Genomic DNA, 25,749 nt, shown 5'->3' on the forward strand with positions numbered 1-25,749 from the left:
GCGTTGCTGGTGAGGCAAGATGCAACTTTGGTCCGGCTAGCAGAGCATATTTGCTTCTGATGGTTCAAAAATTTGCAACAAGGAGTGAATCATGTTGAAACGTACCCTAGGCGGCATGGCCGCCCCAGTGTTGGTCGGGCTTGCCGTCCAGATTTCCAGTGCCTATGCAGGTCCGATTAACAGTCCGCTTGCCTGTACGCCGGCAAGTGCGAATGAGTGGCCGCAAACATCCCCTTATAACCGCGCATTGCAGCCTATGGACTGTGCCGTTATCGATCACGATCCACCGGTGTTGGCTTGGTCGAACATCAAAGGCGCAACAGGCTATGAAGTGCAGTTGAGCAAGGCTACAGACGCAACATTTGGTACGTCTACTTTGATTTCGACTGTTAGCACTACCACTGCCTGGTACCACTGGCCGACGAAGTTGGGCGCCGGGAATTATATCTGGAAGGTGCGCACCAAGGGCGCTACCGCATGGGGTCCGGCCCGGCGTTTCCAGATTGCTAGTACGGCGCGTGATTTTACCGTGCCGCCGGTCGCGACTGCGCTGAAGACTGCCTCGTCCTTGGCACACCCCCGTGCGCAGCCGCTTGGGGCGGAACGGACTGCATGGCTGGCTGATCTGACGACTGGTGCGCGTGTCAGCGGCATGTCCGAATTGCGTCGTCGGGTCGATGGCAAAGTCGGCGAAGCTATGCCGGTGGATCCATCGTCTGCGGCGAAAGTCTCGGGCTATTCCACTGCGGCGATTGCCACGGCTAATCTTGCGTTTATGAATCAAATGACCAAGCTATCGGAGGCTGCACGTGAAGCGGCTTTCATGGCTATGCTTGAACGCAAGACTAGCGTGATCGCGGATGCAAAACGTCGCATTTTATTCCTGGCCGGATTGGATCCGAATGGCGCCACCAGCTTCGCGCAGGAGCCGCTCGGTGCTGCGCGGGTGGTGTGGACTATTGCCTTTGGTTACGATTGGCTGTACAAGGATTTCACGACCGATGAGCGCGCAACCATACTGGCAGCGATTAAGGGCCGTATGGTGCTGTTGATGGCATCGTTGACCGATGTCACCGAAGGGGTTGCCGCCAAGCCGTTGAACTCGATTGCAGTCGACACCCTGCAAAATGCCTTGACCGTGGCAGCGCTGACGGTGGGCGATATTCCTGAAGCGACTACCTGGTTTAACGCGACCTATCCATTGTTCCCACAGTGGCTTAGTCCTTTCGGTGGCGATGATGGCGGGTTTGCCAGTGGTACCAACTACCTTATCTGGCAACTCGAGTCGCAGGAGAACTGGGACGCTTTACGCTGGACCACCGGTGTTGACGTCATGGCTAAATCCTGGGCCCGCAATTTAGGACGTACCCTGGTTTATTTCTATCCTCCGGGTAGCCCATTTGGTATGTTTGGCGATGGTGCTAGCGAAGATAACAGTGAGCCGAATGGCCGTCTGTTCCGTCCCTATGCTGCGCGTGCAGGTGATCCGCTGTATAGCTGGTATAACGGACAGTCGATAGCTGGTGATTATTCGCGTTTGCAGGCAATTCTGGCGCCGCCGCTGGTAAAGCAAAGCACGCTGCCTGCTAACACGCCTAATTCAATCTGGCTGCCATCGGTAGGTTGGACGGCCATGCATAGCAGTCTTGCAGATCGCATGCGTACATCGGTATATTTCAAGAGCAGTGGCTACGGCTCTTATAACCATTCTCATGCAGACCAGAATACCTTTACAATTAATAGCCAAGGCGCGGCATTGCTGGTAGAGACAGGGCTGTACGACTATTACGGCTCCTACAATTTCATTAATTGGTCGAAAACCACTGCGGCGCACAATGGCATTACTTACGATGGTGGCAAAGGACAAGGTCAGGACACCAATGGTAAAGGCGATGTCAATGCAACCGGCATCGTCAGCAGCTTCCGTAGTGATGGTGTGGTCGATATGGTGAGTGGTGATGCCAGCAAGGCCTATAGCGTAAGTGTTGTACCTAACAGCCCAGTGACCAAGGCATTGCGTACCCTGGTATATATTCGTCCCTCGACCGTGCTAGTGTTTGATACGCTGTCAGCAACGACCCCGGTGGCTTGGGAGTGGAATGTCCATGGCCAGGTTACTCCTGCGAGCTCTGATAATAGCCAGTTCACGATCCGCAATGGCACGGCAGCAGCCTGTGGGAAAATCAATAATACTGGTGCGATGACGCTATCCTCGATTACGGCTCCGACGAATGCGGCCGCAGCTGGGCAGTGGCATGGTCGCTATACGCTCAACACTAAAGTTGCGGCAACGACTTATGCGACCGTGATTAGCACGGACTGCGCTAGCGCTCTACCATCGGCAGTACCAAATGCGGACGGTAGTTGGGTAGTCAAGGGAGCAGGGTGGAGTGTGACCTATGCCAATGGCTCGGCGACTTATACTAAGAACTAGTTGAAATAAGCGCACATAAAAAAACCTGCAAGGTAAAACTTGCAGGTTTTTTTTTCGGGTACTTATCCTTTAAGCTGCTGGACTTTATTTTGATACCACTTATCCGCAGTAAATAGTATGGTCTTGTGTTTAAGAACTCGCTTTTCAACCAAATGCCAGGAAGCGACGGCAAATAGTAGAGCCATAGGAATGGACAATACTAGGTTGCCCCACCAGGTATGGGCGAACGGGAAGAGGAAGACCATGGTTTGTTGGATCGGATAACCGTATAAGAATAGTCCGTACGAATAGTCACCGGTTTCTAACAGATGCGATTTCGGTGGGTTGCGCAGACCGAGGTAGACGGTCAGATAGGTGACGGGAACTGCCAGTAAATAGCCGCCTTGCGGGGAGGTAAGGCACAGCAGCGAAATAGCCAGGGCCAGAATGGCAACAAGCAGATTGAGGCGAATATAGTCACGGAATTGATAGAATGCAACACCTGCGCAAAAACTCAGCAGTAGAATGCGTCCCGTATAGGCTTCATCGCCGCGGGATAAAATCTGCCATTCACTGTAGGCAAAGAGTGCCAAAAAGGCGGCAAGCATCATGAAGCGACGACGATGCAAGCCAAGTATACCCAAAACGGTAAGAGTTATATAACATTCCAGCTCGACAGGGATGGTCCAAAGTTGGCCGTTTACCTTATGAGATGGGTTAGTTTCGAATACGCCAGGTAATTCGAAATGAATAATCCCCAATATATTCTGGAAATACTGGTGGAAAGTTGAATTACTGAAATATTCACCCAATGGTAAGGTTGTCAGCATTGGCCCAAGTAGCAGCGCACAGACGAGGGTATCCATGGCCAAGGCAGGAAAGATGCGAAATACTCGCAGGCCAAGAAAAACGCCGATACTCTTGGAGCGTTCCAGACTGCCAGCAACCAGGAAGCCGCTCAAGGCGAAGAACATGGGGAGAATGAGGTACCACGCGCGTCCTGCGCCGTGATGAGTTACGTCCTCCTGAAAGCTGCTACCGTAGCTCGTGATCATCGAGTGGAAGCAGATTACTAGCGCAGCTAGTCCTATTCGTAGATAGTCGAAGCCAGTGGCGCGACCGCCTGTCTCCGTTATGCGCTCGTCTATGAGCGGTGCAGAAAATAGAAACTTCAAATTAAACTCCGTTTGCGCAATGGATGGGGGCAGATGTTGTGCGATAGTTGTCGTTGTCAAATAGCTAAAGACAACCAATGAGTATGCCTGAATCGTCGAAGTAGTCAAGATTTGAAGTACATTTACCTCTAGGCAAGGTGGAAATAAGTGGCGTCTAAGATGAATGGCTTTATAATTGCTATAGATGCACATTAAGTAGCATTTGTGTTAACATTCATGCTCTCTTGATGGCCATTTCCCCATTTTTAAGTACTTCTCGTAGTTGAGGAATGATGAGCACGAACATGCAAAGTTTACCCACCGCAGCAGGTATAAGTGCACGGTTTCCAAGGCTGGTTGAGTCGCTACCTATTATTGTTGGTTTGCTGGTTCTTTTTGTGCCGACAATATATAGCTTGCTGACAGGCATCTGGAGTTCAGACGAGCAGGCGCATGGTCCTATCGTGCTCTCCATTTCTATTTGGCTGATGTATCGCAAATGGGATGAAATGCTCGCAGCTAGCGCCGGCAAGTCCGGTAGTGTATGGGGCTGGGTACCGTTGGTATTTGGCCTATTGCTGTATATCCTCGGACGTTCACAGGAAATATTGCTTTTCGAGGTCGGTTCCTCGCTGTGGCTTCTGATTGGTCTGTTGCTATTGCTGCGTGGTCCGGCCGCACTGAAAGCTTATTGGTTCCCCTTGTTCTTCATGCTGTTCATGATTCCGTTGCCCGGGCCGCTGGTGGATGCACTGACCCTGCCAATGAAGACTGCAGTTTCTTACGTTGCCGAGCATGTGCTGTATTGGGCGGGCTATCCGATCGCGCGTACCGGCGTGATGCTGCAGATCGGTCAGTATAGTCTGCTGGTCGCTGATGCCTGCGCCGGGTTACATACCCTATTTACGCTCGAGGCCCTGGGGCTGCTGTACTTAAATATCGTGCGACATGATTCAACGTTCCGGAATATTACGTTGGCACTGTTGATCGTGCCTATTTCCTTCACGGCCAATGTGATTCGTGTGATGGTGCTGACCTTGATCACCTACCACTTTGGTGACGCCGCAGGGCAGGGCTTCCTGCATGGTTTTGCGGGCATGGTGCTGTTCGCCAGTGCCTTGATGCTGATCATCGGTGTGGATTCGCTGCTGCGTTTTGGGGCGCCTGATGCGGATAAGAATGATGGCAAGGTAGCCACTGGAGGGGCAGTATGAAGCGTTTTATGCGATTGTCGCTGGTAATTGCGACGTTAATGGTGCTGGCCGCTTGTGCTACGGCGTACTTAACGCCGACCAAGCGCCTGACGCGCAAGGAAGATGCGATTGACTTGGAATCGGCAGTGCCTAAGCAGTTTGGTAACTGGGTGATGGAGACTGGCGGTGTGCCATTCGTGCCTTCGGAAGACACCAAGGAGCTGATTGCACGCATTTATGATCAAACGTTGAATCGTACGTATGTCAACTCGACCTCCGGTGAACGGATCATGCTGTCTATCGCCTACGGTGGAAGTCAAACTCGGCAACTGCGTGCGCACCGGCAGGAGGTTTGTTATACAGCGCAAGGTTTCCAGATTTCGCAGCTGGAGCAGGCGAATTTGCATGTCGCGAATGCGAATATCCGCGGTACCCGCATGGTTGCCCGTCAAGGAGATGTGCGTATCGAGCCAGTTACTTACTGGTTCACGATGGGCGACACGGTTGTGCAAAGTTATGTGGATCGTCAGATCGCTCAGCTGAAGTATGCGATGTCGGGCGTGATTCCGGACGGGTATCTGTTCCGCGTCTCTTCATTGTCGAATAATGCAACCCAGGCGTACGCCAAACAAGCTGCTTTCTCGACTGAATTGATGGGTCAGGTCGATCCCCGTTTGGCGCAGCGTTTGCTGGGCGGCGCAAGTAAGCCATAATTGCTTACGCGCCTATCTCATTCACATTTCAGGAATCGCTTCGTTCATGTCAGGCACTAAGCATATACTCTTCATTGCGGGATTCTTATTATTTGCGATCCTGTTGGGCATGCTCGTTGGTTTAGGGGCAGGGGTGCCGTTGATCGCGCTGGTAGTACTGGTGTGTGGATTGATCGCGACCATGGTGGATTTTCGTGTTGGCGTCATTTTGGTCGTCATCATGATGCCTTTGGCAGCGACCGTGCTGATGCCGCGACAGTTGTTAGGAATTCCGGGGTTCACTCCTTTAAACATCGTGCTGGCGGGAACTTTAGGGGCTGCCCTGTTAGCGGGGATTGTCGGAAGACGGTGGTTAGCCCCTATTCCTTGGCGTTTATTCCTGCCAATTATTGCTCTCTTATCACTGGGGGCGGTAATTGGTATGGGGAAAGTGCCCAATATCGCCCCCCATTATTATCTGACCACGCCAACGCTATATACCACTGCAAAAGCATATTTAGTGGCTGAATTGATCAAGCCTATGCTGATATTGGTGGCAGTTTGGTTGTTGTGCGCGGCGGTGGCACAAAGTGAAAAGCCACAGCGCTGGGTTGCGTTAGTCGGCTTTTCTATCGTCATGCTGCCTATCTTAGTCTTCTTGGTGGCCGGTTTATCAGGGCTGAGTCTACGCGAAATGGCTACGCCGGCCGCACGGACCTTCCTTAATGCGACGGGCTTGCATGCCAATGAGCTCGCCGTTGAACTTTTGCCCGCGTACGCAGCGGCACTGTTTATGTTCCCGTCCTATCGTAGTTTGAATGCCAAAATATGGGGCGCGGCAGTAATGGGCGCGACCGTATTAGCCTTGGTACTGACTTTTTCCCGTGCCGCCTTCTTGGGTGTGATTCTTGTTACATTTGCATTCTTCTTCTTGCGTGGTAGTTATCGCTATATTTTTGCCGGCGTACTGGTTTTTGCAGTAGTCGCGGCAGTCTTGCCGGATTCTATTATTGAGCGTGCTACTACGGGCATGGGGCAGAAAGGTACGATCGGTGCACATAATGATCCACTGACGGCAGGTAGGGTCCGCGGTATCTGGCTACCATTGTTGCCCGATGTGGCGAGACACCCGATTTTGGGTGATGGGACTAACTCAATTTTGTGGTCCACTCCGGCACGTCAGGGCTTGATTGTGGAGGGGCACCCGCACAATGCTTATCTGCGCTTGGTTAAGGATCACGGGATTGTTGGGATACCGCTCATCGTATATTTCCTTTTGCAAGTCTGGCGCCTGTATAGGCGCTTGGCGCGGGATGAAACGCAGACACCGTTAGTGCGGGCTTATTTCAATGGGATGTCGGTTGCTCTGGTTGTGTTCTTTGTGCAATGCATGTCGGGTACTCGCCTAATATTTGAGTTATTACATGTGTTTTACTGGCTGGCGATTGCCATAGGCTTGGGTCTAGAGGCGCGCAAGCAGAGGGTTGCTCAGTTGGCCGAGCGGGAGGTCGCGCCGCAATGGCATCAAGCAAGCAAGATGTTGCGTCCTATAGCTTAATGGGGCTCAGCGGCCTGCCGGTAGTTAGCAAGTTTGCGCAATTTTAAAAGAAGAAAATCGCATGCCGATGGAAGACATTATTCACCCATTCTTGAAGCACTACACGGCAGCGCCGCAGTGGATCAAGACGACATTGGGTGGAATTTACTCGCATTTCCCGACCAGCCTGCGTTATGGCGTCAAATACGAAAAATTTCTTGCCGAAATACATGGCTGCCGCGATCCGGTGTGGACTGCGAAGCGTGCCGATGAGAAGTTGATGCAGACTCTGCGCTGGGCGGCTGAGACGGTCCCAGCCTATCAGGCTATGCAGGCAGAAGTTCGTCGTGATCGCTCGCCGGAGGAATTGCTGTCCGCTTTTCCGTTGCTGGAGAAGGTGAGCCTGAAGAGTGCGATGACGAGTTATCTCTCGAGCGCCAAGGCTGCACGGCATCGCTTGGCAGCGCATACGGGCGGCTCGACATCGATACCGATGCGCCTGTATTTGGAGAAATATGTATCCCGCTCCAAAGATTTTGCCTATAACGGTACATTTGATACGGTAGCTGGGATAGGGCCCGCCGATCGGATCTTGGCGTTGCGTGGACGCACTGTACCCGGTGCCGATCGTCCAGGCGGGCCGATCTGGATGTATGATCCGATCAAACGGTATCTGCATTTAAGTTCTGATCATCTGGAGCCGCAACACATGCCGCGGTATATGGCCGCTGCGCGTGAATGGCAGCCTACTTTTATACATGCATTCCCTTCCGCGCTAGTGCCATTTGCTAAATGGCTGGAGGCAAATCCGGCGCCAGATATCACCGAACGTATACGCTGCGTACAACTGTTCTCTGAAAATGTGTATGACTATCAGATTGAGCTCATACGGCGGGTATTTAACTGCCCGGTTTTACTTGATTATGGACACACCGAGAGAGCGCTAAAAGCTATTTCGTTACCGGAAGATCCGCGCTATTTTTTCTGGCCACTGTACGGAAAACTCGAACTTATTGGATTTGACGGTAATCCGGTGACGCGTCCCGGTGAGCTCGGTGAAATTGTCGGGACAGGATTTGATAACCGTGTCATGCCTCTGATACGTTATCGCACAGGTGATCTGGCCATGTGGAGTGCCACTCCCAATACGATCAGGCCGGGTTTCCCTGTGGTTGATCGTATTGAAGGACGACTGCAGGAATTTCTGGTTTGTAAGGAACAGCGGCTGGTGTCCATTTGTACTATCGGGGCTGCGCATTTTGAGCAATTGGCGGATGCGGACCGGATGCAATTCGAACAAAACGAGCCGGGGCGTGCCGTTCTGAAAGTACTGTCTGCAACCGAACTCAATGAGTCAGCGCGCGCGCAATTATCTGCAGGCATCAGGGCCAAGACACAGGGTGGTTTGGAGGTTGATATTGTTCGGGTCGACGAGATCGCACGGACATCGACAGGCAAACACAAGCTTTTGGTACAAAATCTGGATATCAGCAATTATCTGGGAGCTTCCCATATTCAGGGGGAAGTATGAAGCGGGTGGTAATGATCGGTCCCTCACCGACTGCCAAAGGGGGGATTGCGACGGTAATCGGCACCCTGTTGCGCGTTGGCTATGAGCGCGACGGGCGCTGTGTGTTTATCCAGACGCATATAAGTGCCGGTTTTTTACATAAAGCTTGGGTAGCTGCCTGGGCGCTACTGCGTGTCACATGGTTAATGGCTACCGGTCAGGTGGCCTTGTTGCATGCACATGTGGCTTCTGAAGCTAGCTTTTGGCGCAAGGCCGTATTCATCCGCGTGGCGCAGTTTTTCAGATGCCCGGTGATATTCCATTTGCATAGTGGAGAATTCCGGGTGTTTCTCGAACAGCGTATGAGTCTGCGGCAGCGGCAGTTTGCCATCGCCATGATGCGCCGCGTCGATTACGCGCTAGTGTTAAGCGATGATGCGATGAAGTTGCTAACAGACATTGGTGTAAAGAAGATTGAAATGTTGCCCAATCCGATACAGATCAACGGTAGCAGTCCTGCACGCCAGCAGAGTAGCGACATTCTTTTTTTGGGACGTTTGGATAATAAGAAGGGCGTTTATGATTTGTTGCGCGCGTTTAAACGCGTGCGAGATCAAGTGCCTGAAGCCAGACTGATTCTTGGAGGTGAGGGCGAGTTCACTCAGGTGCGTGAATTGGCTAGCACACTAGGCATACTGGATGTCCTTGAATTGCCTGGTTGGGTAGACGAGAGCCAGCGATCACAGCTGTTAGCCCGTGCGGCAGCATTTGTTCTGCCATCCCACTTTGAGCAAATGCCGATGACCGTCTTAGAAGCCATGGTGGCGGGCGTACCAGTAGTGGCGACACGGGTAGGCGGAGTGCCTTGCATGTTGGAGCACGGGGACTGCGGCAAGTTGGTTGATGTGGGGGATCTTGATGCGCTGGCCTGTGCCTTGGTCGAGGTGCTGTCAGATCGGCCTGCGGCAGAAGCCATGGCCAAACGAGCCCATCAGCGAGTGTTATCCGAATACGAGGCAAGTGTGGTCCTTTCTCGCTTGCAGGATCGTTATGCTGTGTTGAAGCAATAGTATTTTTTTGTTGCTTGATGTTGCCTATATTGCCATTGCGGGTCCGCATGGTGTACAGTGTGGCGGCCTTGGCGAATAATGTTGCGGCGCATCATGGACGAATGTTGCGCACAGGGCTGGAACTTTTTATTTGGCGGAACTTTCGATCTTATGACCAAGCCTTTGATTTACCTGGTTGCCGGCGCACGGCCAAATTTCATGAAAATTGCGCCGATAGTGCGCGCATTGCAGGCACATGGAGGGCTGGATTTTAAAATTATCCATACCGGTCAGCATTACGATCACGACATGAATGATGTGTTTTTCGAGGAGCTGGGTATCCCAGCTCCCGATTTGTTCATGGCGGCTGGCGGTGGTGGTCATGCTCAGCAAACGGGCAAAATCATGCTGGCGTTCGAGGAGTTGTGCCAGCAGCAGCGACCTGATGCTGTCCTAGTGGTGGGTGACGTCAACTCCACGCTAGCCTGTTCCATCGTTGCCAAGAAATTGCAGATTCCGGTCGCTCACGTCGAGGCCGGCTTGCGCAGTGGTGATTTGACGATGCCGGAAGAAATTAACCGTCTGGTGACGGACAGCATCACGGACTGGTTTTTTGTGACTGAACCCAGTGGTGTCGAACATCTGGCACGGGAGGGGAAACCAGCGTCCGCCGTGCACTATGTCGGTCACGTGATGGTCGACAATGTGTTGTACCAAGCAGCAAAGCTTGCTCAGTCAGGTGATCAAACCCTGGATCCGAATGGTTTCAAGGCGGCGCAGGCGGGAGCCCGATATGGGGTGCTGACTTTGCATCGTCCAAGTAATGTCGATGATCCTGTCACGATGGCGCGAATTGCTGAAGGATTGCGCGAGATTTCTGCAGAATTGCCATTAATTTTCCCGGTTCACCCGCGTACCCGAGCTAATCTGGACAAGTTTGGCATTGATCTGGGCCCCCACGTGATGCTGGTTGGCCCACAGGGCTATATGGCTTTCCTGAACTTGTGGAAAGACGCCGCAGTCGTGCTGACGGATAGTGGCGGCTTGCAGGAAGAGACGACTGCACTCGGCGTGCCATGCGTGACCATACGCGAAAACACCGAACGCCCGGTTACGGTAGACGAAGGCTCCAATGTGCTGGTCGGAACGGATCCGCAACAAATGGTGGCGCAGGTTAGGCTGATTTTGAGTGGCCAAGGAAAGCAAGGGCGTCGTCCGGCTTTGTGGGACGGCAAGGCTGCTGAGCGCATAGTCACCATACTGGCGGGAGTGCTGGCATGAGCAATCCGGTCAACGATCCGGGCCGGATCACCATGATGGGGTGTCAGATGGATAATCTGACCATGGAGGAGACTTTGCAGCGTGTCGAGAGCTTTATCGCGAGCGGCAAACCTCATCAGCACGTGGTCGTGAATGTCGACAAGCTCGTGAAAGCTGATCGTGATCCGGAATTGCGCCGTATTATTAACGAATGCGCACTAATTAATGTTGACGGTATGCCTGTGGTATGGGCTTCGCGCTTGCTGGGGAAGCCTATCAAGGAGCGCGTCGCCGGTGTCGACCTGTTTGATTCTTTGATGGGGCGCGCAGCCGAGCGCCAGTGGCGTGTGTATCTGTTGGGTGCACGAGAGGAAGTGGTTGCAGGGGTCAAGGCAGTGTACGAGCAGCGCTTTCCGAACCTGATTGTGGCCGGATATCGCAACGGTTATTGGAAGCCCGAAGAAGAGGCGGGCGTGGTTGACGCTATCAGTGCGGCCAAGGCCGATTTGCTGTTTGTCGCAATCAGTTCACCCAAGAAAGAGCATTTTTTGGGACGCTACCAAGAGCAGATGAAGATACCATTTGCCATGGGCGTAGGGGGAACCTTTGACGTCGTCGTTGGTCGGGTGCAGCGTGCGCCTTTGTGGATGCAACGTAATGGTCTCGAGTGGTTCTACCGTTTCCTGCAAGAGCCGCGTCGCATGTTCCGGCGTTATTTTATTGATGATATGGCGTTTATCGGACTTTTCCTCAAGGAATGGATACGCCGCTAGCAGTTCCACGTTTATTTTTCTGGTGAAGGATTTTTTATGACTATTATCGCTGTTATCGGACTGGGCTATGTGGGCCTGCCTTTGGTGGTTGAATTTGGTAAGCATGCCCGTACCATCGGTTTTGATATTGCACAAAATAAAGTAGATGCTTGCCTGCGTGGTACTGACCCATCGCGCGAGCTGACCGATGAGGAAATGGCGGCTTCGAAATTTGCCGAGTACACCTCTGACCCGACCAAGCTGGGTGAGGCGGACATTATCATCGTGGCGGTTCCGACCCCGGTTGACGATGCGCGTCAGCCTGACTTTACCCCGCTGGTCGGTGCTTCGCGTAGTGCTGGCCGCCATATGAAATCGGGCGCCATCGTGGTGTATGAATCGACCGTTTACCCTGGCGCCACTGAGGAAATCTGCATTCCAGTGCTGGAAAAAGAATCGGGTAAGACCTGGAAGAAGGACTTCTTCGTAGGTTATTCGCCAGAGCGTATCAATCCAGGTGATCGTGAGCATACGCTGACCAAGATCCTGAAGATCGTTTCCGGTGATACTCCCGAGACGCTGGAAGCTGTGGCCAAGATGTATGAGAGCATCGTTATCCCGGGCGTGCACCGTGCATCGTCGATTAAAGCGGCCGAAGCGGCAAAAGTAATTGAAAATACTCAGCGCGATTTGAATATCGCACTGATGAATGAACTGGCGATTATTTTCGATAAACTCGACATTGATACCAGCGAAGTGCTGAAGGCTGCAGGGACCAAATGGAATTTCCTGAAGTTCAGCCCTGGTCTGGTAGGCGGCCATTGCATAGGCGTCGACCCGTACTATCTGACCCACAAAGCCGAGAAAATTGGTTACAACCCGCAGGTGATTTTGGCGGGGCGTCGTATCAACGATGGCATGGCGAAATATATTGCTGAGCAAACCATCAAGAATATGATTGCTGCAGGCAGTTACATTAAAGGCGCACGTGTGAACGTGCTGGGTTTGACCTTCAAAGAGAACTGCGGCGATTTGCGCAACTCCAAGGTGGCCGATGTGATCGCTGAACTGAAGAGCTATGGCGTGGAAGTGTTTGTGCATGATCCGCATGCCGAGGCCGAAGGTGCAGAACATGAATATGGGGTGCAACTGACTAGCTGGAAAGATCTGCCACGCGCAGACGCGATTGTCGCTGCAGTATCGCACAAGGAATTCATTGCGATGGCCGCCGAGGATTTCGCAGCGAAGCTGGTCAAGGGCGGTTGCTTCATTGACGTAAAAGCTTGCTTCAACCAGGCTGCCCTGGAGCAGGCTGGCCTGCGCGTATGGCGTCTGTAAGATAGGGATGGACATGACTGCGTATCAAACCTTGCGCCAGCAATTGCTTGCCCAGCCACGTAAGTGGCTGGTGACGGGCGTTGCCGGCTTCATCGGTTCGAACTTGCTCGAATCTTTGCTCAAGCTCGATCAGCAAGTCGTTGGACTCGATAACTTTATCACGGGGCATCAGCATAACCTCGATCAGGTCCAGGCCGCTGTAAGCCCTCAGCAATGGGCGCGCTTCCAAATGATCACGGGCGACATCCGTGATGTAGAGGTTTGCCGTCAGGCGAGTGCCGGTGTGAATTATGTTTTGCATCAGGCTGCGTTAGGCAGTGTTCCTCGCTCCGTCGAAGATCCGATCACTACCAACGCATGCAATATCAGCGGCTTCCTGAATATGCTCGTTGCGGCACGTGATGCCGGGGTCGAACGATTCGTATACGCGGCATCGAGTTCCACTTATGGTGATCACCCAGCGTTGCCGAAGGTGGAGGACGCCATTGGTCGTCCACTTTCGCCCTACGCTGTGACCAAATTGGTCAATGAGTTGTATGCAGACGTATTTGGCCGTACCTACGGCATGGCCACCGTGGGTTTGCGTTACTTTAATATTTTTGGTCCTCGTCAGGATCCAGCCGGCGCATATGCCGCAGTGATTCCCAAGTGGATTGCAGCCATGATCGCCGGCGAATCGGTGCGCATTAACGGTGATGGCGAAACCAGCCGGGATTTCTGCTACGTTGCCAATGCTGTACAGGCCAACTTATTGGCCGCCACAGTGACTGATACAGACGCGATCGGCCAGGTGTATAACGTGGCGGTCGGCGATCGTACGACGCTCAATGAAGTATGTGAAAGCATGCGTGCAGCACTCGCTCCGAAGTTTCCGCATCTGGCTGATTTTAAGCCTAGCTATGGCGATTTCCGCGTCGGTGATGTACGTCATTCTCAAGCGGATGTCTCAAAAGCCAAGCGCTTGCTGGGCTATGCCCCTAGCCATCGCATCGCCGATGGTCTGCAAGAATCACTAGCCTGGTATGTGTCTCAGCTAAGTTAGTTCGTTGGGTATTGGTAGAAAAGCGCTGGCGTGAAGTATCACGCCAGCGGGGCTACTTCTGCCATTACAATGATGGCTTCTTTCATCATCTTACTGGTGTTACGGTAATGCTAAAAGCCGTTGCGCCCTATTCCTTCTATGGCTGTCATTTCTCTCTCCTCCGCGCAACTGGCCTTTGGTCACGTTGCATTGCTCGACAACGCTGAATTTTCGCTTGAAACCGGGGAGCGTGTTGGCTTGATCGGCCGAAATGGCACGGGCAAATCTTCATTGCTCAAAATTATTTCTGGCCGTACCAAACTTGATGACGGCTTGCTGGTCCAGCAGCAAGGGCTGAAAATTGCTTATGTCGAACAGGAGCCCAGCTTTGATCCGGCCCAATCAGTGCATAGCGCTGTCGCATTGGGTATGGGCGCGCAGCAGCAATTGCTGCAGGAATACGAGGCATTGACGGCCCAGTTTGGGCAGGGCGATGACGAGTCGCTCATGGAGCGCATGCATGAATTGCAACTGCAACTTGATGCGACTGACGGATGGAATATTGCCAATAAAGTGCAAACCGCGCTCGATCGTCTGAATCTGGATGGTGCCGCACTCATAGGAACACTTTCCGGTGGGATGCAGAAGCGGGTGGCGCTCGCAGTTGCGCTGGTGGCAGGGCCAGACGTGTTGTTACTGGATGAGCCAACCAATCATCTGGATTTTGCGGCAATTGCATGGCTGGAAGCATTGCTGCGGGACTTTAAGGGTTCAGTCCTGTTTATTACCCACGACCGTAGTTTTCTCGATAATGTGGCCACCCGCATCATTGAACTCGACCGTGGCCGCCTGCTGTCCTATCCGGGCAACTTCAGCGCTTATCAGACGCGTAAAAGCGAACAACTAGAGATCGAAGAAGTCGAGGCAGCCAAGTTCGATAAATTCCTTGCGCAGGAAGAGGTCTGGATACGCAAGGGGGTCAAAGCGCGCCGCGTGCGTGATGAAGGGCGGGTGCGCCGGCTTGAAGCTTTGCGCTTGCAACGCGCAGCGCGACGTGAACAGCAGGGACAAGTCAAGCTGGAACTGTCGGCTGGCGAGCGTTCAGGAAAAATAGTCGCCGATCTCGAGAATGTGTCCAAGAGCTTTGGTGAGAAGGTGATCGTGCGCGATTTTAGTGCCACGATATTGCGCGGCGATAAAGTAGGCTTGATAGGACGGAATGGCGCAGGTAAGACCACGCTGCTGAAGATGATACTGGGCGAGCTCGCGCCGGATCAGGGCGTAGCTCGACTGGGAACGCGCTTGCAGGTGGCTTATTTTGATCAGATGCGGGCCCAGTTGAATGAAGAGGCCAGCTTGATGGATACGATTGCGCCAGGTAGCGACTGGGTTGAAGTGAATGGTCAGCGCAAGCATGTGATGAGTTATCTCGGCGATTTCCTGTTTGCGCCCGAGCGTGCACGTTCACCAGTCAAGTCTCTCTCGGGTGGTGAGCGTAACCGGCTGCTGCTGGCGCGTCTGTTCGCCAAGCCTGCCAATTGCCTGGTGCTCGATGAGCCTACCAATGACCTGGATATCGACACCCTGGAATTGCTGGAGGAGTTGCTGGAGGATTACACCGGAACCGTATTCCTGGTTAGTCACGACCGTATGTTCCTTGATAACGTGGTTACTCAGGTGATTGTTGCCGAGGGCGAAGGCCGGTGGCGTGAATATGTAGGCGGCTATTCAGATTGGGAGCGCGTTGCCAGTGCAACATTGACTGAAAAGAAAAATTCACCCAAACCCGTTACAGCAGCGCCTAGTGCACCCGTCACCGCGCCAGCCACGCCAGCGAGTAAACAGAAAAAGCTGAGCTACAAGGAACAGCGTGAGCTGGAAGCCCTGCCTGAGCAAATAGCGTTGCTCGAGGATGAGCAACGTGCTTTGTCGATTGCTTTGGCTGCACCAGATATCTACCGACAGAATCCGGCAGAGGCCAAGCGCATGAGTGCTCGCATCGAAGAGATCGAAGTTCTGTTGCTGGAAGCACTCGAGAAATGGGAGCAAATCGAGGCACGTAGTCATCTCTAATTTAAGGCCGGTTTAGCTGGCGGAAGGGTGTATTGCGCAATGTGCTTGCTGCGAGTTTTAACATCGGAATGCGACCTGGTAAAAAATGGAGCCTGGTCATATTGCCGTCGTCAAAGGGAGGCAAAATGATTAGTCGTGCTGCATTCGTGCGTGTGTTGCCGTTCGCGATTTATATGGCGTTCATCGCCGTAGCCGATGCTCTGAGTCGTTTTGGCCTGAGTGCGGAAGCCTTGCGTTGGCTGTATCCCGTCAAAATCGTGGCCGTCTCAATAGTCCTCGTCGCATTTTGGAAACAGTATCAAGAGTTGGTGTCAGTTCGTGTTCAGTGGCGCTCACTATTATTGTCTATCAGTGCCGGGTTGCTGGTATTGTGGCTTTGGATAGCATTGAATGCAGACTGGATGGTCGTAGGAAAATCTGCTGGTTTTGATCCGCGCGATGACGGGCAGATTAACTGGTTGCTGGTAGGGATTAGGTTATTTGGCGGTGCCGTGGTGGTGCCGGTCATGGAGGAACTATTCTGGCGCTCATTTCTGGCCCGTTGGATAGTTGCTCAGGACTTTGAGAAGCTTGCGCCAGCCGCAATTAATTGCAAAAGTTTCATTGTTTCAGTGATATTATTCGGAATTGAGCATAACTTGTGGCTGGCCGGTATGGTTGCCGGCGGTATTTATAGTTTGCTGTACATGCGAACCCAGAAGTTATGGGTGCCTATATTGGCCCATGCGGTTACTAACGGTGGGTTAGGCATCTGGATTCTGGTTACTGGCCAGTGGACTTACTGGTAAGATGTCGAAATATCGAATTTTTAACATTTCTAAAAGACGAATAATTCATGCTGAGCCCTCTGGACATTTTCTCTGATTGCCATCGCCGGACTAAGTTAGTGACCGCCTGGGGAAAATTGCCCCGTCTCGATAGAACGACTGATTTTGTGCGCAGTTGCTGGCTGGGTGTTGCATTAATTGGTGCCGTCAGTGCGAATGCACAGGAAACTCAGCCCGGCATACATCCTTACGCATCCTTGGGCCAGTCCTATGACGATAACCTGTTCCGGTTGAGCGACAACAACCCGGGTTACGGTGGTGTGCGTAGTGATCGTTCGAGTCAATTGCAGGCAGGTTTGCAGGTGAATGAGAATATTGGGCGTCAGATGGTCAAGGTGCAGGCTAATGTGAGCAGGGTAAAGTTTCAGCACTTTACCCAGCTTGACTACAATGGCAAGGACGCTGAAGTCGAATTGAACTGGCAGTTGGGAAATCGCCTGCAGGGCACGCTTGGTGGTATGTATGAGCAAATTCTGGCACCCTACACCGACGTCGTGACCAGTGAGCGTAATTTGCGCGTGCAGCGTCAGGAATTTGCCACGGCACGCTGGAGTTTCCATCCAAGCTGGCGCGCACGGGTAGGATATACGCGCGATATGTATAGCTTTGACCTTAGCGCTCAGGCTTATAACAACCGTACTGTGGGGGCGGGACTTGTCGGCATCGATTACCTCGCGTCCTCCGGCAGTTCGATCGGCCTGCAAGTTGATCAGATCCGTAGCCGTTACGATACCCTGCGTAGTATTAACGGGCGCGTGATCGATGCGGGCAATGACCAGAATGACGTCAAACTCAATGTTGACTGGCGTGTCACTCCTATCACTAATCTTCAATTTCTAGGCGGCTGGGCCAAGCGTAAGCATGTCTATTTCACCGAGCGTGATTCGAGCGGGTTCAATGCCAAGCTGAAGGCCGCCACGTCTATGGATGGCCAGCTTGGGCTGAATGGTGCCGTCTGGCGTGAATTTGTGGCCGTTGAAAGTGCGCTGGCCAGCTATGCAATGCAAACCGGGGTAAGTGCTAATGTGGTGTGGAATATTTCTTCCAAACTGCAGGCGACGGCCCAAGGACGGGCTGAGCGCCGCACGTTTAGCGGTTTGCTGGTAAGCAGCAGTACTTTGGATGTCAGTGATCGTAACCGGCGCGTGTCGGCGGGGCTCAGTTATCTGCCTATGAACCGGGTGCAGGTGTCCGGTACCGTGTTTAGAGAAGCCCGTAGTGGCCTCGCCGCGGCAGTATTTGGCAACGGTAATTACCGTGCCAAAGGTGTTAGCCTTAATGTTAATGTGCAATATTGATAGTCGTCCCATGACCCTCAGTGATATTCCTCTGATTTCGTTTTTCCAGCGGGTGCTTGATCCGCTCGTTATTATGGGGACGCTTTATCTTTGTAGTTTAGCGTTCCACGAGCCCTTTACCGGTTATGCGCTGGTGCTCATGATATTGGCGTTTTTTGTGTCGTCGTCGGTCTATCAGTATGTTGACCCGTACCGTACCTGGCGTAGTGGCAGGATGTTGGCCTATACCCGGGATACTGTGGTGGGCTGGCTGATTACGGTGAGCCTACTATGTTTTATTGGTTTCGCAAGCGGTCTCAGTGCTCGACTGGATAACCAGGCGGTAAAAGCCTGGTTTGTGCTTACTCCCCTGATTCTATTGGCAAGTCATTGGGCGTTACGTAGTGTCACCTTCGGCTCCAGTAAGGATAGTGAAGTCCGTTCGGTCGTCGTGGTGGGGGTGAACGAAGTAGGTCTAAAGTTTGCTAACGTATGTAAGCAGCATCCTAATCTGTTCATGCAAGTCTTAGGATTCTTCGATGATCGGGTCGAAGACCGTATCGCTGGCGGCAATCGTGATCCTTTACTTGGGAAAATGGTGGATATCCCAGCCTACGTGCGGGAACACAATGTGAAGATGATCTTCATCAGCCAACCGATCTCTGCACAGCCGCGTATCCGTAAACTGCTCGACGAATTGCAGGATACGACAGCGTCGGTATATTTCCTTCCGGATATTTACGTGTTTGACCTGATGCAGGCCCGCTTTGATAGCGTGGGTGGTATGCCCGTGGTTGCCATTCGCGAGTCGCCATTCACAGGTATTAATAGCTTGGTCAAGCGTGTCAGCGATATCGTGCTGGCATTGATTATCCAGATCGCACTGTTGCCGATCATGTTGATCATCGCGCTGGCTGTAAAGCTGAGTTCGCCGGGCCCCGTGATTTTCCGTCAGCGCCGCTATGGCTTGTATGGCGAGGAAATCATCGTTTACAAGTTCCGTTCGATGACTGTGACGGACGATGGCGCAACGGTCGTGCAGGCGCGGGTAAACGATGCGCGGGTAACCCGCGTTGGCGCCTTCCTGCGTCGCACTTCGCTTGATGAGTTGCCACAGTTTATTAATGTCTTGCAGGGACGTATGAGTATCGTGGGACCACGTCCCCATGCCGTGGCACACAATGAGTTATACCGTAAGTTGATCAAGGGCTATATGTTGCGCCATAAGGTCAAACCCGGCATTACCGGATGGGCGCAAGTCAATGGTTTGCGGGGAGAGACGGAAACGCTGGATAAGATGGAGGCGCGCATACATTACGACCTTGATTATTTAAGGAAGTGGTCATTGTGGCTAGACATTTGGATTATCTTAAAGACGGTGCATGTCGTTCTAAAGCGGGAAAATGCCCACTGAGCTGAACGTTTTCCTGTTCAGTGAAATGGTTAACATTATCGTAAGCTATTATTGTGATAGCGCGCTTATACTCTATTTATAATATTGACAATCACTGGGGGTAAAGTGCATACTTCGTTGCCAGCATTTATAGATTTTTGTCAATATTAATTGTCATTAAAGCATTGTTGTACTTTCATCGCAGGCATTACGGGCACCGCATAGCAGTCGCTTTCGGAAGCACAATTTTGGACTATCGAGGATAAATACATTGAACCAGATCAAAAAGGCAAACTCAATGAATCGTGCTAAAACTCTTGCGACGCTACTGCTTGTTGCCGCTGGCTTGAGCGCTTGCGGTAATAAGGAATCTAAGCCCGGCCAGGCACTGGTTCGTGTTAATGGTGAGGAAATCACCGTTTCGCAATTGAACGAAGAACTGCAGCGGGCCAACGTGCAGGCACCTCAGCAGGAAGCAGCCAGCAAGCAGTTGATTGAATCGCTGGTGGATCGCCAGTTGCTGGTGAACGAAGCTGTGCAGGACAAGCTGGACCGTGATCCCAAAGTAGTGCAGGCGATCGAACGTGCCAAAGCCCTGATTATTGCCCAGTCGTATTTGCAAAAAAAACTCGGCGCTCCAACCAAGCCTAACGCGGCGGAGGTAGAGGCCTACTTCAACCAGCATCCTGAATTCTTCACCAATCGTAAGCAGTTCGATATGAATGAACTGGTCTTCGCGACTAAAGATATGAACGACGGGTTGAAGGGCGTGATCGATAGCGCAAAGTCGCTGGAAGAAGTAGCGAGCTGGATGGAGCAGCATAAAGTAGCATTCGGCCGCACCCAGATTTCGCGCACTAGCGCCGAACTACCACCTGAACTGGCGAATAAGCTGGTCAATATGCCGCGTGGTCAGTTGTTCATTATCAAAGAAGGCGAGCGTAGCTTGCTGGTAGTAATCGCTGAAATCAAAGATGTCCCGGTAAAACTGGCGGCAGCAGCAGGTCAGATTGAACAATATCTGGTGAACAAGAAGAATAAAGATGCGGCGGATGCGGAACTGGCACGTCTGCGCGGCAAAGCCAAGATTGAATACCTGAATGGCCGTCAACCGCCTGAGAAAGCTGCTGCGCCGGCAAGCGCTCCAGCGGCGGTCGAAGCGCCTGCGGCGGTCACCAGCGATAAATCGGAGGCTAAAGCCGATGATGCGGCCACGGCGCGTGGCGTTGCTGGTCTGAAATAAATTTTTCTGACAGATAAGAGGTCGCATCATGATGAAACAACTGACAAAATGGTTCGCTTTGCTGGCGCTACTGCTGATGGTTGGCGGTGCTCAGGCGGCAGACGCAGTGCTGGGTCCAGGTGATATTCTTAAAATCACCGTGTACGGTAATCCCGATCTGGCGACAGAGACCCGGGTGAGTGACGCCGGAACAATCACGTTCCCATTATTGGGACCGGTTGAAATTGGCGGCTTGACTGCAATCAGCGCTGAGAAAAAACTGGGTGGTTTGCTCGAAAGCGGTGGTTTTCTGCGTAAAGCACAAGTCAGTATCCTGATCACGCAAATTCAGAACCAGCAAATTTCAGTACTCGGCCAGGTAAATCGTCCGGGGCGCTATCCGATTGAAGGACGCCGCAGCGTACTGGATATGCTGGCGATGGCGGGCGGCATTGCTGCCGACGGCGGTGATGCTGTGTCGCTGATCCGTAAGCGCAACGGCACCACCACCAAGGAAATTGTGGACATCATCGGTATGGTGCGTAGCGGCGAGCTGAACAAAGATCTCGAACTGGCAGCGAATGACGTGCTGTATGTCGAGCGCGCACCACGCTTCTATATCTACGGCGAAGTTCAGCGGCCTGGTCCAGTACGTCTTGAACGCTCCATGACCGTTTTGCAAGCGCTGTCGGCGGGCGGTGGTCTGACACCTCGTGGAACGGAGCGCGGTATGGTGATTAAACGTCGCGACGTCAACGGTAAACAGCAAGTGCTCGATGCTAAGCAGGATGATCTGGTTCAGCCTGATGACGTAGTGTATGTTAAGGAAAGTCTGTTTTAAGCCGTGGGCCTGAGTTAGTACTTTGGTTTAACTCAGGCTTCTGTCTGCAATTCTTGTGAGAGTGTTTCCATGAACCTTACCCAATTCCTGCACGTCCTGCGCGCCCGTAAAGGGATCGTGCTTATGGTGCTGTTGGTTACAGTCGTTGCCACGACTATCGTTAGTCTGGTCCTGCCTAAAACCTACAAGGCGACTGCCTCCATTCTTTTGAACTACAAAGGTGTCGATCCTGTAACGGGGCTGACGATGCCGGGGCAACTGATGCCCGGATATATGGCAACCCAGACAGATATTATCGGCAGTAAGAACGTTGCGCTGCGCGTAATTGATCGCTTGGGCTTGGCGACGAATCCGACGGTGATTCAGCAATTTAATGATTCCACGGAAGGCAAGGGCACTGTACGTGACTGGCTGGCCGACTTATTGCTCAAGAAGCTGGAGATTGTTCCGTCGCGGGAAAGTAGCGTAGTGGAAATTAGCTTTAAGGGCAACGACCCTGCATTCGTTGCCGTGGTTGCTAATACCTTTGCGGATGAATATCAGAAGATCAGCGTTGCGTTGAAAGTCGAACCTTCCAAGAAGGCCGCCGCCCACTTCAATGAACAGTTGAAGCAATTGCGTGACAATGTGGAAGCGACCCAGTCGCGCCTGTCGAAGTATCAGCAGGAAAATGGCATTGTCAGCGTTGATAACCGTCTCGACGTTGAAACCAACCGCCTGAATGATCTGTCCGCCCAGCTCGTTGCTGCGCAGGGACAATTGATGGAAGCGAATTCGCGTGCGGGCATGGCAAATGGTTCGGTTGATTCGCCTGACATCAATGGCAATCCATTGGTGCAAAATCTGCGCATAGGCCTTGGCAATGCAGAAAGCAAGTTGGCCGAGTTGTCGCAACGACTCGATCGTAATCACCCTCAGTATCAGGCTGCCAAAGCAGAGGTGGAGAAGTTGCGTACTGATCTGAATGCCGCTATCAAGAGTACCGGTAGCAGCGTTGGAAATAACGCGACTATTTTCCGTCGCCGTGAAGCGGATATCCGTGCCGCGCTGCAAGAGCAGAAACGCAAGGTTCTGGAACTGAATCGTACTCGCGACGAACTGGGTGCTCTGGCCAAGGATGTTGAAAATGCTCAGCGTGCATTTGATATCACTTCGCAGCGCTTCTCTCAGACGCATCTGGAAGGTCAGAGCGAGCAGTCCGATGTGGCCATTCTTAATCCGGCTGTGGCACCGATCGAAGCGTCCAGTCCTAAAGTGTTCCTGAATGTGCTGCTCTCGTTCGTGCTGGGCTCGATGTTGGGCGTAGGTCTGGCGCTGGCCGCTGAATTGCTGGATCGACGCGTGCGCTCCGATACTGATCTGACCGAAGCATTGGAAATCCCTGTGTTTGGGGTAATCGACTGGAATGTCACGACGCGTAAGCCTAGCCGCCTGCGTAATCTGTTGTCGCCTCGTCGTCTGCGTTTGAATTAATAAGGGAACTGCTATGAATGCTCCAGTCCAATCTGTTTCTTCTGCAACTCCGACGCCACGTACTTCCGATTCCAGTATCGGTGGACTGCTGCTTGAGTCTGGCAAAATCACACCTGAAAATGCTGAGCGCGTGCTGCGCATGCAAAAAGAGCTGGGTATACGTTTTGGTGAGGCCGCACAGCGTCTCGGTCTGATTACAGAAAGTGATATTCAGCAGGTGCTGGCACGTCAGTTTGACTATCCCTACCTGCAGGCGGGCGAGGGCAGCTATTCGCCCAAACTGTTGGCGGCTTATCAACCATTCAGTAATCAGGTCGAGCAATTGCGTGCAATTCGCAGTCAACTGATGCTGCGTTGGTTCGCCCGTGGTCATAAGGGGCTGGTTATTATTGGTGTCGATTCGGGCGAAGGTACCAGCCTGTTCGCTGCTAATCTGGCCGTGGTGTTTTCCCAGTTGGGCGAGCATACCCTGCTGGTTGATAGCAATCTGCGTAAGCCTAGTCAGCACGAAATCTTCGATCTGAAAGCGCGCCAGGGCCTGTCGGACATTTTGGCTGGTCGTGCCGATACGGATGTTGTGGCCAAGGTCGATGCGTTTGTCGATTTGTCCGTGCTGGTGGCTGGCACGCTGCCGCCAAATCCGCAGGAACTGTTAAGCCGGAGCAGTTTTGCTGCGCTGACTCCGCGTCTGGATCAGCACTTTGATGTGGTGCTGTACGATGTGGCACCGTTCTCGGTTGGCGCTGATGCGTTGGCGATTGCGTCGCGTGTCGGTGGTGTCCTGGTGGTGGCGCGTAAGAATCATACGCGTATCGAAGATATCAATCTGCTGCGCGAGCAGATGCGCCACAGCGGTGCGGAAGTCATCGGATCCGTGCTGGTAGATTTTTAATTTGTACATAGGATAAAGCCGGCCATGCCGGCTTTTCCTTTCGGTTGATACCGATGTCTCTTCTGACTAGGCACCCCAGGGCTGAACAAAATGGTGCAGCCCTGATGATCATGCTGGTACTGGTTCTAGGCGCGGCAACATTGCTGATGCGGTTCGCCGAACGTCTGAATCCTGATCAGCGGCGCGAACACCTTACCCACCTGCGCCTGGCTGCAGCGCGCGATGCTCTGCAAGGCTATGCAGTTTCCCACGGGCGGCTCCCACGCCCTGCTACTTCATCTAGCGATGGCAAAGAGACTGATGCGCCGTGTTCCACTGATGCCGATTGTACGGGTTACATACCATGGGTGACCTTAGGTATTGATGGTGTCGATGGCTGGTGGCATCTACTACGTTACAGTGTGACACCGGCATTGACGGGGAGTTCGGTGCAGCGCGACGTGGTTCCCAACAGGACGATATTGCGGCGTCTGGCTAGCGGTAAGCTCGTGTATGTCGTCGGGCAAGACGAATGCTCCATCGCGTTGCTGTGCGCTCCGGCCATAGTATTCTCGACAGGAAAGAATAACTTCGGCGTCAGCCCGCAAGGACGACCACAGATTCAAAATGGCGCAAATGGTTTTAATATAGATGAGCTGCATAATGTCACGGCATCCCGCGAGTACATCAGCCGGGAGAAAACTCAGGAATCTGCCGCCGTGGGCGGTGAATTCGATGATCTTGTAGTGTGGGTCGACGCCGGGCGCTTGTTGTCGTCTATGGATAGAGCATTTCAACTGCGCGGAAAGTAAAACGCTATTACTTAATTGCCCAAGGATTAAAGATGAATATTCTCGTGACAGGGGGCTTAGGCTATATCGGCTCCCACACTTGTGTCGAACTACTCAAGACTGGGCACGCGGTCGTGGCGCTGGATAATCTGTGTAACAGCCATCGAACCGTTGTGCAGCGGCTTAGTCAGATCACTGGCCAGCCGCTGGACTGGGTCGAGGCCGACATCCGCGACCGTGGCGCACTGGAAGCGCTGTTCGCTGCCCGCCAGTTCGATGCGGTAATCCATTTCGCTGGACTGAAAGCGGTGGGCGAGTCGGTCGAGCAGCCCTTGCGCTACTACGACAATAATGTGACAGGTAGCCTGGTGTTGTTTGAAACCATGGCGAAATTCGGCGTGAAGACGCTGGTATTCAGCTCGTCTGCAACAGTTTATGGCGATCCGGCTTCGGTACCGATACTGGAAGACTTCCCCTTGTCGGCCACCAACCCTTATGGCCGCAGCAAGTTGATGATAGAGGAAATACTGCGCGACCTCTACAAGGCTGATCCATCGTGGCGGATTGCCTTGCTACGTTACTTTAATCCGGTGGGCGCGCATGAAAGTGGTCTGATCGGCGAACAGCCGAATGGCATCCCGAATAATCTGGTGCCGTATGTGGCGCAGGTGGCAGCTGGCGAGCGCGAAATTCTCTCGGTCTACGGGAATGATTATCCAACACCGGATGGTACCGGCTTGCGTGATTACATACACGTGGTTGATCTAGCACTTGGCCACCTGGCCACCTTGCAAAAGCTGGCCGACGGTGCCGGTGTGTACACCTACAATCTGGGTACCGGACGTGGCAATAGCGTGCTGGAAATGGTGCGCGCATTCGAACAGGCCAGCGGTAAGCCTATTCCGTACGAGTTTGCAGCGCGGCGCCCGGGCGATATCGCGGCATGCTATGCTGATCCCGGTCTGGCTGAGCGGGAACTGGGCTGGAAGGCCCAACGCAACATAGATCAGATGTGTGCTGATTCCTGGCGTTGGCAAACGATGTCCAAGATATAAGGGATCT

The 25,749-nt window shown here is 52.8% G+C and carries 21 protein-coding genes; 20 read left to right on the forward strand and 1 reads right to left on the reverse strand.

Going from position 1 to position 25,749, the window contains the following annotated elements:
* Positions 1–91 precede the first annotated feature (91 nt).
* Entirely contained in the window at positions 92–2,434 is a 2,343-nt protein-coding gene (locus GM655_RS11150) for a heparinase II/III domain-containing protein (RefSeq protein ID WP_155434720.1), read from the forward strand.
* Between the two features lie 62 nt (positions 2,435–2,496).
* Here the strand turns inward: GM655_RS11150 and GM655_RS11155 are convergent, their stop codons facing one another.
* Positions 2,497–3,588, reverse strand: coding sequence for an acyltransferase family protein (locus tag GM655_RS11155; RefSeq protein WP_196308744.1), 1,092 nt, complete (start codon positions 3,586–3,588; stop codon positions 2,497–2,499).
* Between the two features lie 284 nt (positions 3,589–3,872).
* Here GM655_RS11155 and xrtB point away from each other — a divergent pair, with 284 nt between their 5' ends.
* From xrtB to galE, 19 genes are all read left to right on the forward strand, one after another.
* Complete coding sequence (xrtB, locus tag GM655_RS11160; RefSeq protein ID WP_229632513.1) at positions 3,873–4,781, forward strand: exosortase B; 909 nt, start codon at positions 3,873–3,875, stop codon at positions 4,779–4,781.
* Entirely contained in the window at positions 4,778–5,473 is a 696-nt protein-coding gene (gene epsI / locus GM655_RS11165) for an exosortase-associated protein EpsI, B-type (protein ID WP_155434722.1), read from the forward strand. Before xrtB ends, epsI begins: the two co-directional genes overlap by 4 nt.
* A gap of 46 nt (positions 5,474–5,519) precedes the next feature.
* Positions 5,520–7,010 (forward strand): O-antigen ligase family protein, encoded by a 1,491-nt coding sequence (locus GM655_RS11170; RefSeq protein WP_155434723.1) that lies wholly within the window; start codon positions 5,520–5,522, stop codon positions 7,008–7,010.
* 61 nt (positions 7,011–7,071) lie between these two features.
* Entirely contained in the window at positions 7,072–8,520 is a 1,449-nt protein-coding gene (locus tag GM655_RS11175; protein ID WP_155434724.1) for a phenylacetate--CoA ligase family protein, read from the forward strand.
* Complete coding sequence (locus GM655_RS11180) at positions 8,517–9,569, forward strand: glycosyltransferase family 4 protein (protein WP_155434725.1); 1,053 nt, start codon at positions 8,517–8,519, stop codon at positions 9,567–9,569. Before GM655_RS11175 ends, GM655_RS11180 begins: the two co-directional genes overlap by 4 nt.
* A gap of 78 nt (positions 9,570–9,647) precedes the next feature.
* Positions 9,648–10,829, forward strand: coding sequence for a non-hydrolyzing UDP-N-acetylglucosamine 2-epimerase (gene wecB / locus GM655_RS11185; protein WP_371866781.1), 1,182 nt, complete (start codon positions 9,648–9,650; stop codon positions 10,827–10,829).
* Positions 10,826–11,581: a WecB/TagA/CpsF family glycosyltransferase gene (locus GM655_RS11190; RefSeq protein ID WP_229632514.1), complete on the forward strand. Its 756-nt coding sequence runs from the start codon at positions 10,826–10,828 to the stop codon at positions 11,579–11,581. The genes wecB and GM655_RS11190 overlap by 4 nt, the downstream gene beginning before the upstream one ends.
* 36 nt (positions 11,582–11,617) lie before the next feature.
* Positions 11,618–12,898, forward strand: coding sequence for a nucleotide sugar dehydrogenase (locus tag GM655_RS11195; protein ID WP_155434726.1), 1,281 nt, complete (start codon positions 11,618–11,620; stop codon positions 12,896–12,898).
* Positions 12,899–12,911: 13 nt separating this feature from the next.
* Positions 12,912–13,940: an SDR family oxidoreductase gene (locus tag GM655_RS11200; protein ID WP_155434727.1), complete on the forward strand. Its 1,029-nt coding sequence runs from the start codon at positions 12,912–12,914 to the stop codon at positions 13,938–13,940.
* 138 nt (positions 13,941–14,078) lie between these two features.
* Positions 14,079–15,992 carry an ATP-binding cassette domain-containing protein gene (locus tag GM655_RS11205; RefSeq protein WP_155434728.1) on the forward strand — a complete coding sequence of 638 codons (1,914 nt, stop codon included), beginning with the start codon at positions 14,079–14,081 and terminating at the stop codon, positions 15,990–15,992.
* A 125-nt stretch (positions 15,993–16,117) separates the two neighbouring features.
* Positions 16,118–16,780 (forward strand): CAAX prenyl protease-related protein, encoded by a 663-nt coding sequence (locus tag GM655_RS11210; RefSeq protein ID WP_155434729.1) that lies wholly within the window; start codon positions 16,118–16,120, stop codon positions 16,778–16,780.
* Between the two features lie 47 nt (positions 16,781–16,827).
* Complete coding sequence (gene epsL, locus GM655_RS11215; protein ID WP_155434730.1) at positions 16,828–18,117, forward strand: XrtB/PEP-CTERM-associated polysaccharide biosynthesis outer membrane protein EpsL; 1,290 nt, start codon at positions 16,828–16,830, stop codon at positions 18,115–18,117.
* A 10-nt stretch (positions 18,118–18,127) separates the two neighbouring features.
* Positions 18,128–19,510 carry an undecaprenyl-phosphate glucose phosphotransferase gene (locus GM655_RS11220; protein ID WP_155434731.1) on the forward strand — a complete coding sequence of 461 codons (1,383 nt, stop codon included), beginning with the start codon at positions 18,128–18,130 and terminating at the stop codon, positions 19,508–19,510.
* 250 nt (positions 19,511–19,760) lie between these two features.
* Positions 19,761–20,732 (forward strand): EpsD family peptidyl-prolyl cis-trans isomerase, encoded by a 972-nt coding sequence (locus GM655_RS11225; RefSeq protein ID WP_229632515.1) that lies wholly within the window; start codon positions 19,761–19,763, stop codon positions 20,730–20,732.
* A gap of 31 nt (positions 20,733–20,763) precedes the next feature.
* Positions 20,764–21,552: a polysaccharide export protein EpsE gene (gene epsE / locus GM655_RS11230; RefSeq protein ID WP_155434848.1), complete on the forward strand. Its 789-nt coding sequence runs from the start codon at positions 20,764–20,766 to the stop codon at positions 21,550–21,552.
* Positions 21,553–21,621: 69 nt separating this feature from the next.
* Positions 21,622–23,025, forward strand: coding sequence for a chain length determinant protein EpsF (epsF, locus tag GM655_RS11235; protein WP_155434732.1), 1,404 nt, complete (start codon positions 21,622–21,624; stop codon positions 23,023–23,025).
* Between the two features lie 13 nt (positions 23,026–23,038).
* Positions 23,039–23,917: a chain length determinant protein tyrosine kinase EpsG gene (gene epsG, locus GM655_RS11240; protein ID WP_155434733.1), complete on the forward strand. Its 879-nt coding sequence runs from the start codon at positions 23,039–23,041 to the stop codon at positions 23,915–23,917.
* A 104-nt stretch (positions 23,918–24,021) separates the two neighbouring features.
* Entirely contained in the window at positions 24,022–24,708 is a 687-nt protein-coding gene (locus tag GM655_RS11245) for a hypothetical protein (RefSeq protein WP_155434734.1), read from the forward strand.
* A 32-nt stretch (positions 24,709–24,740) separates the two neighbouring features.
* Positions 24,741–25,742, forward strand: a complete 1,002-nt coding sequence (gene galE / locus GM655_RS11250) for a UDP-glucose 4-epimerase GalE (RefSeq protein ID WP_155434735.1) — start codon at positions 24,741–24,743, stop codon at positions 25,740–25,742.
* Positions 25,743–25,749 lie beyond the last annotated feature (7 nt).

Origin of the sequence: Pseudoduganella danionis, from assembly GCF_009720775.1 — a bacterium.
GTDB classification, from domain to species: domain Bacteria; phylum Pseudomonadota; class Gammaproteobacteria; order Burkholderiales; family Burkholderiaceae_D; genus Rugamonas; species Rugamonas danionis.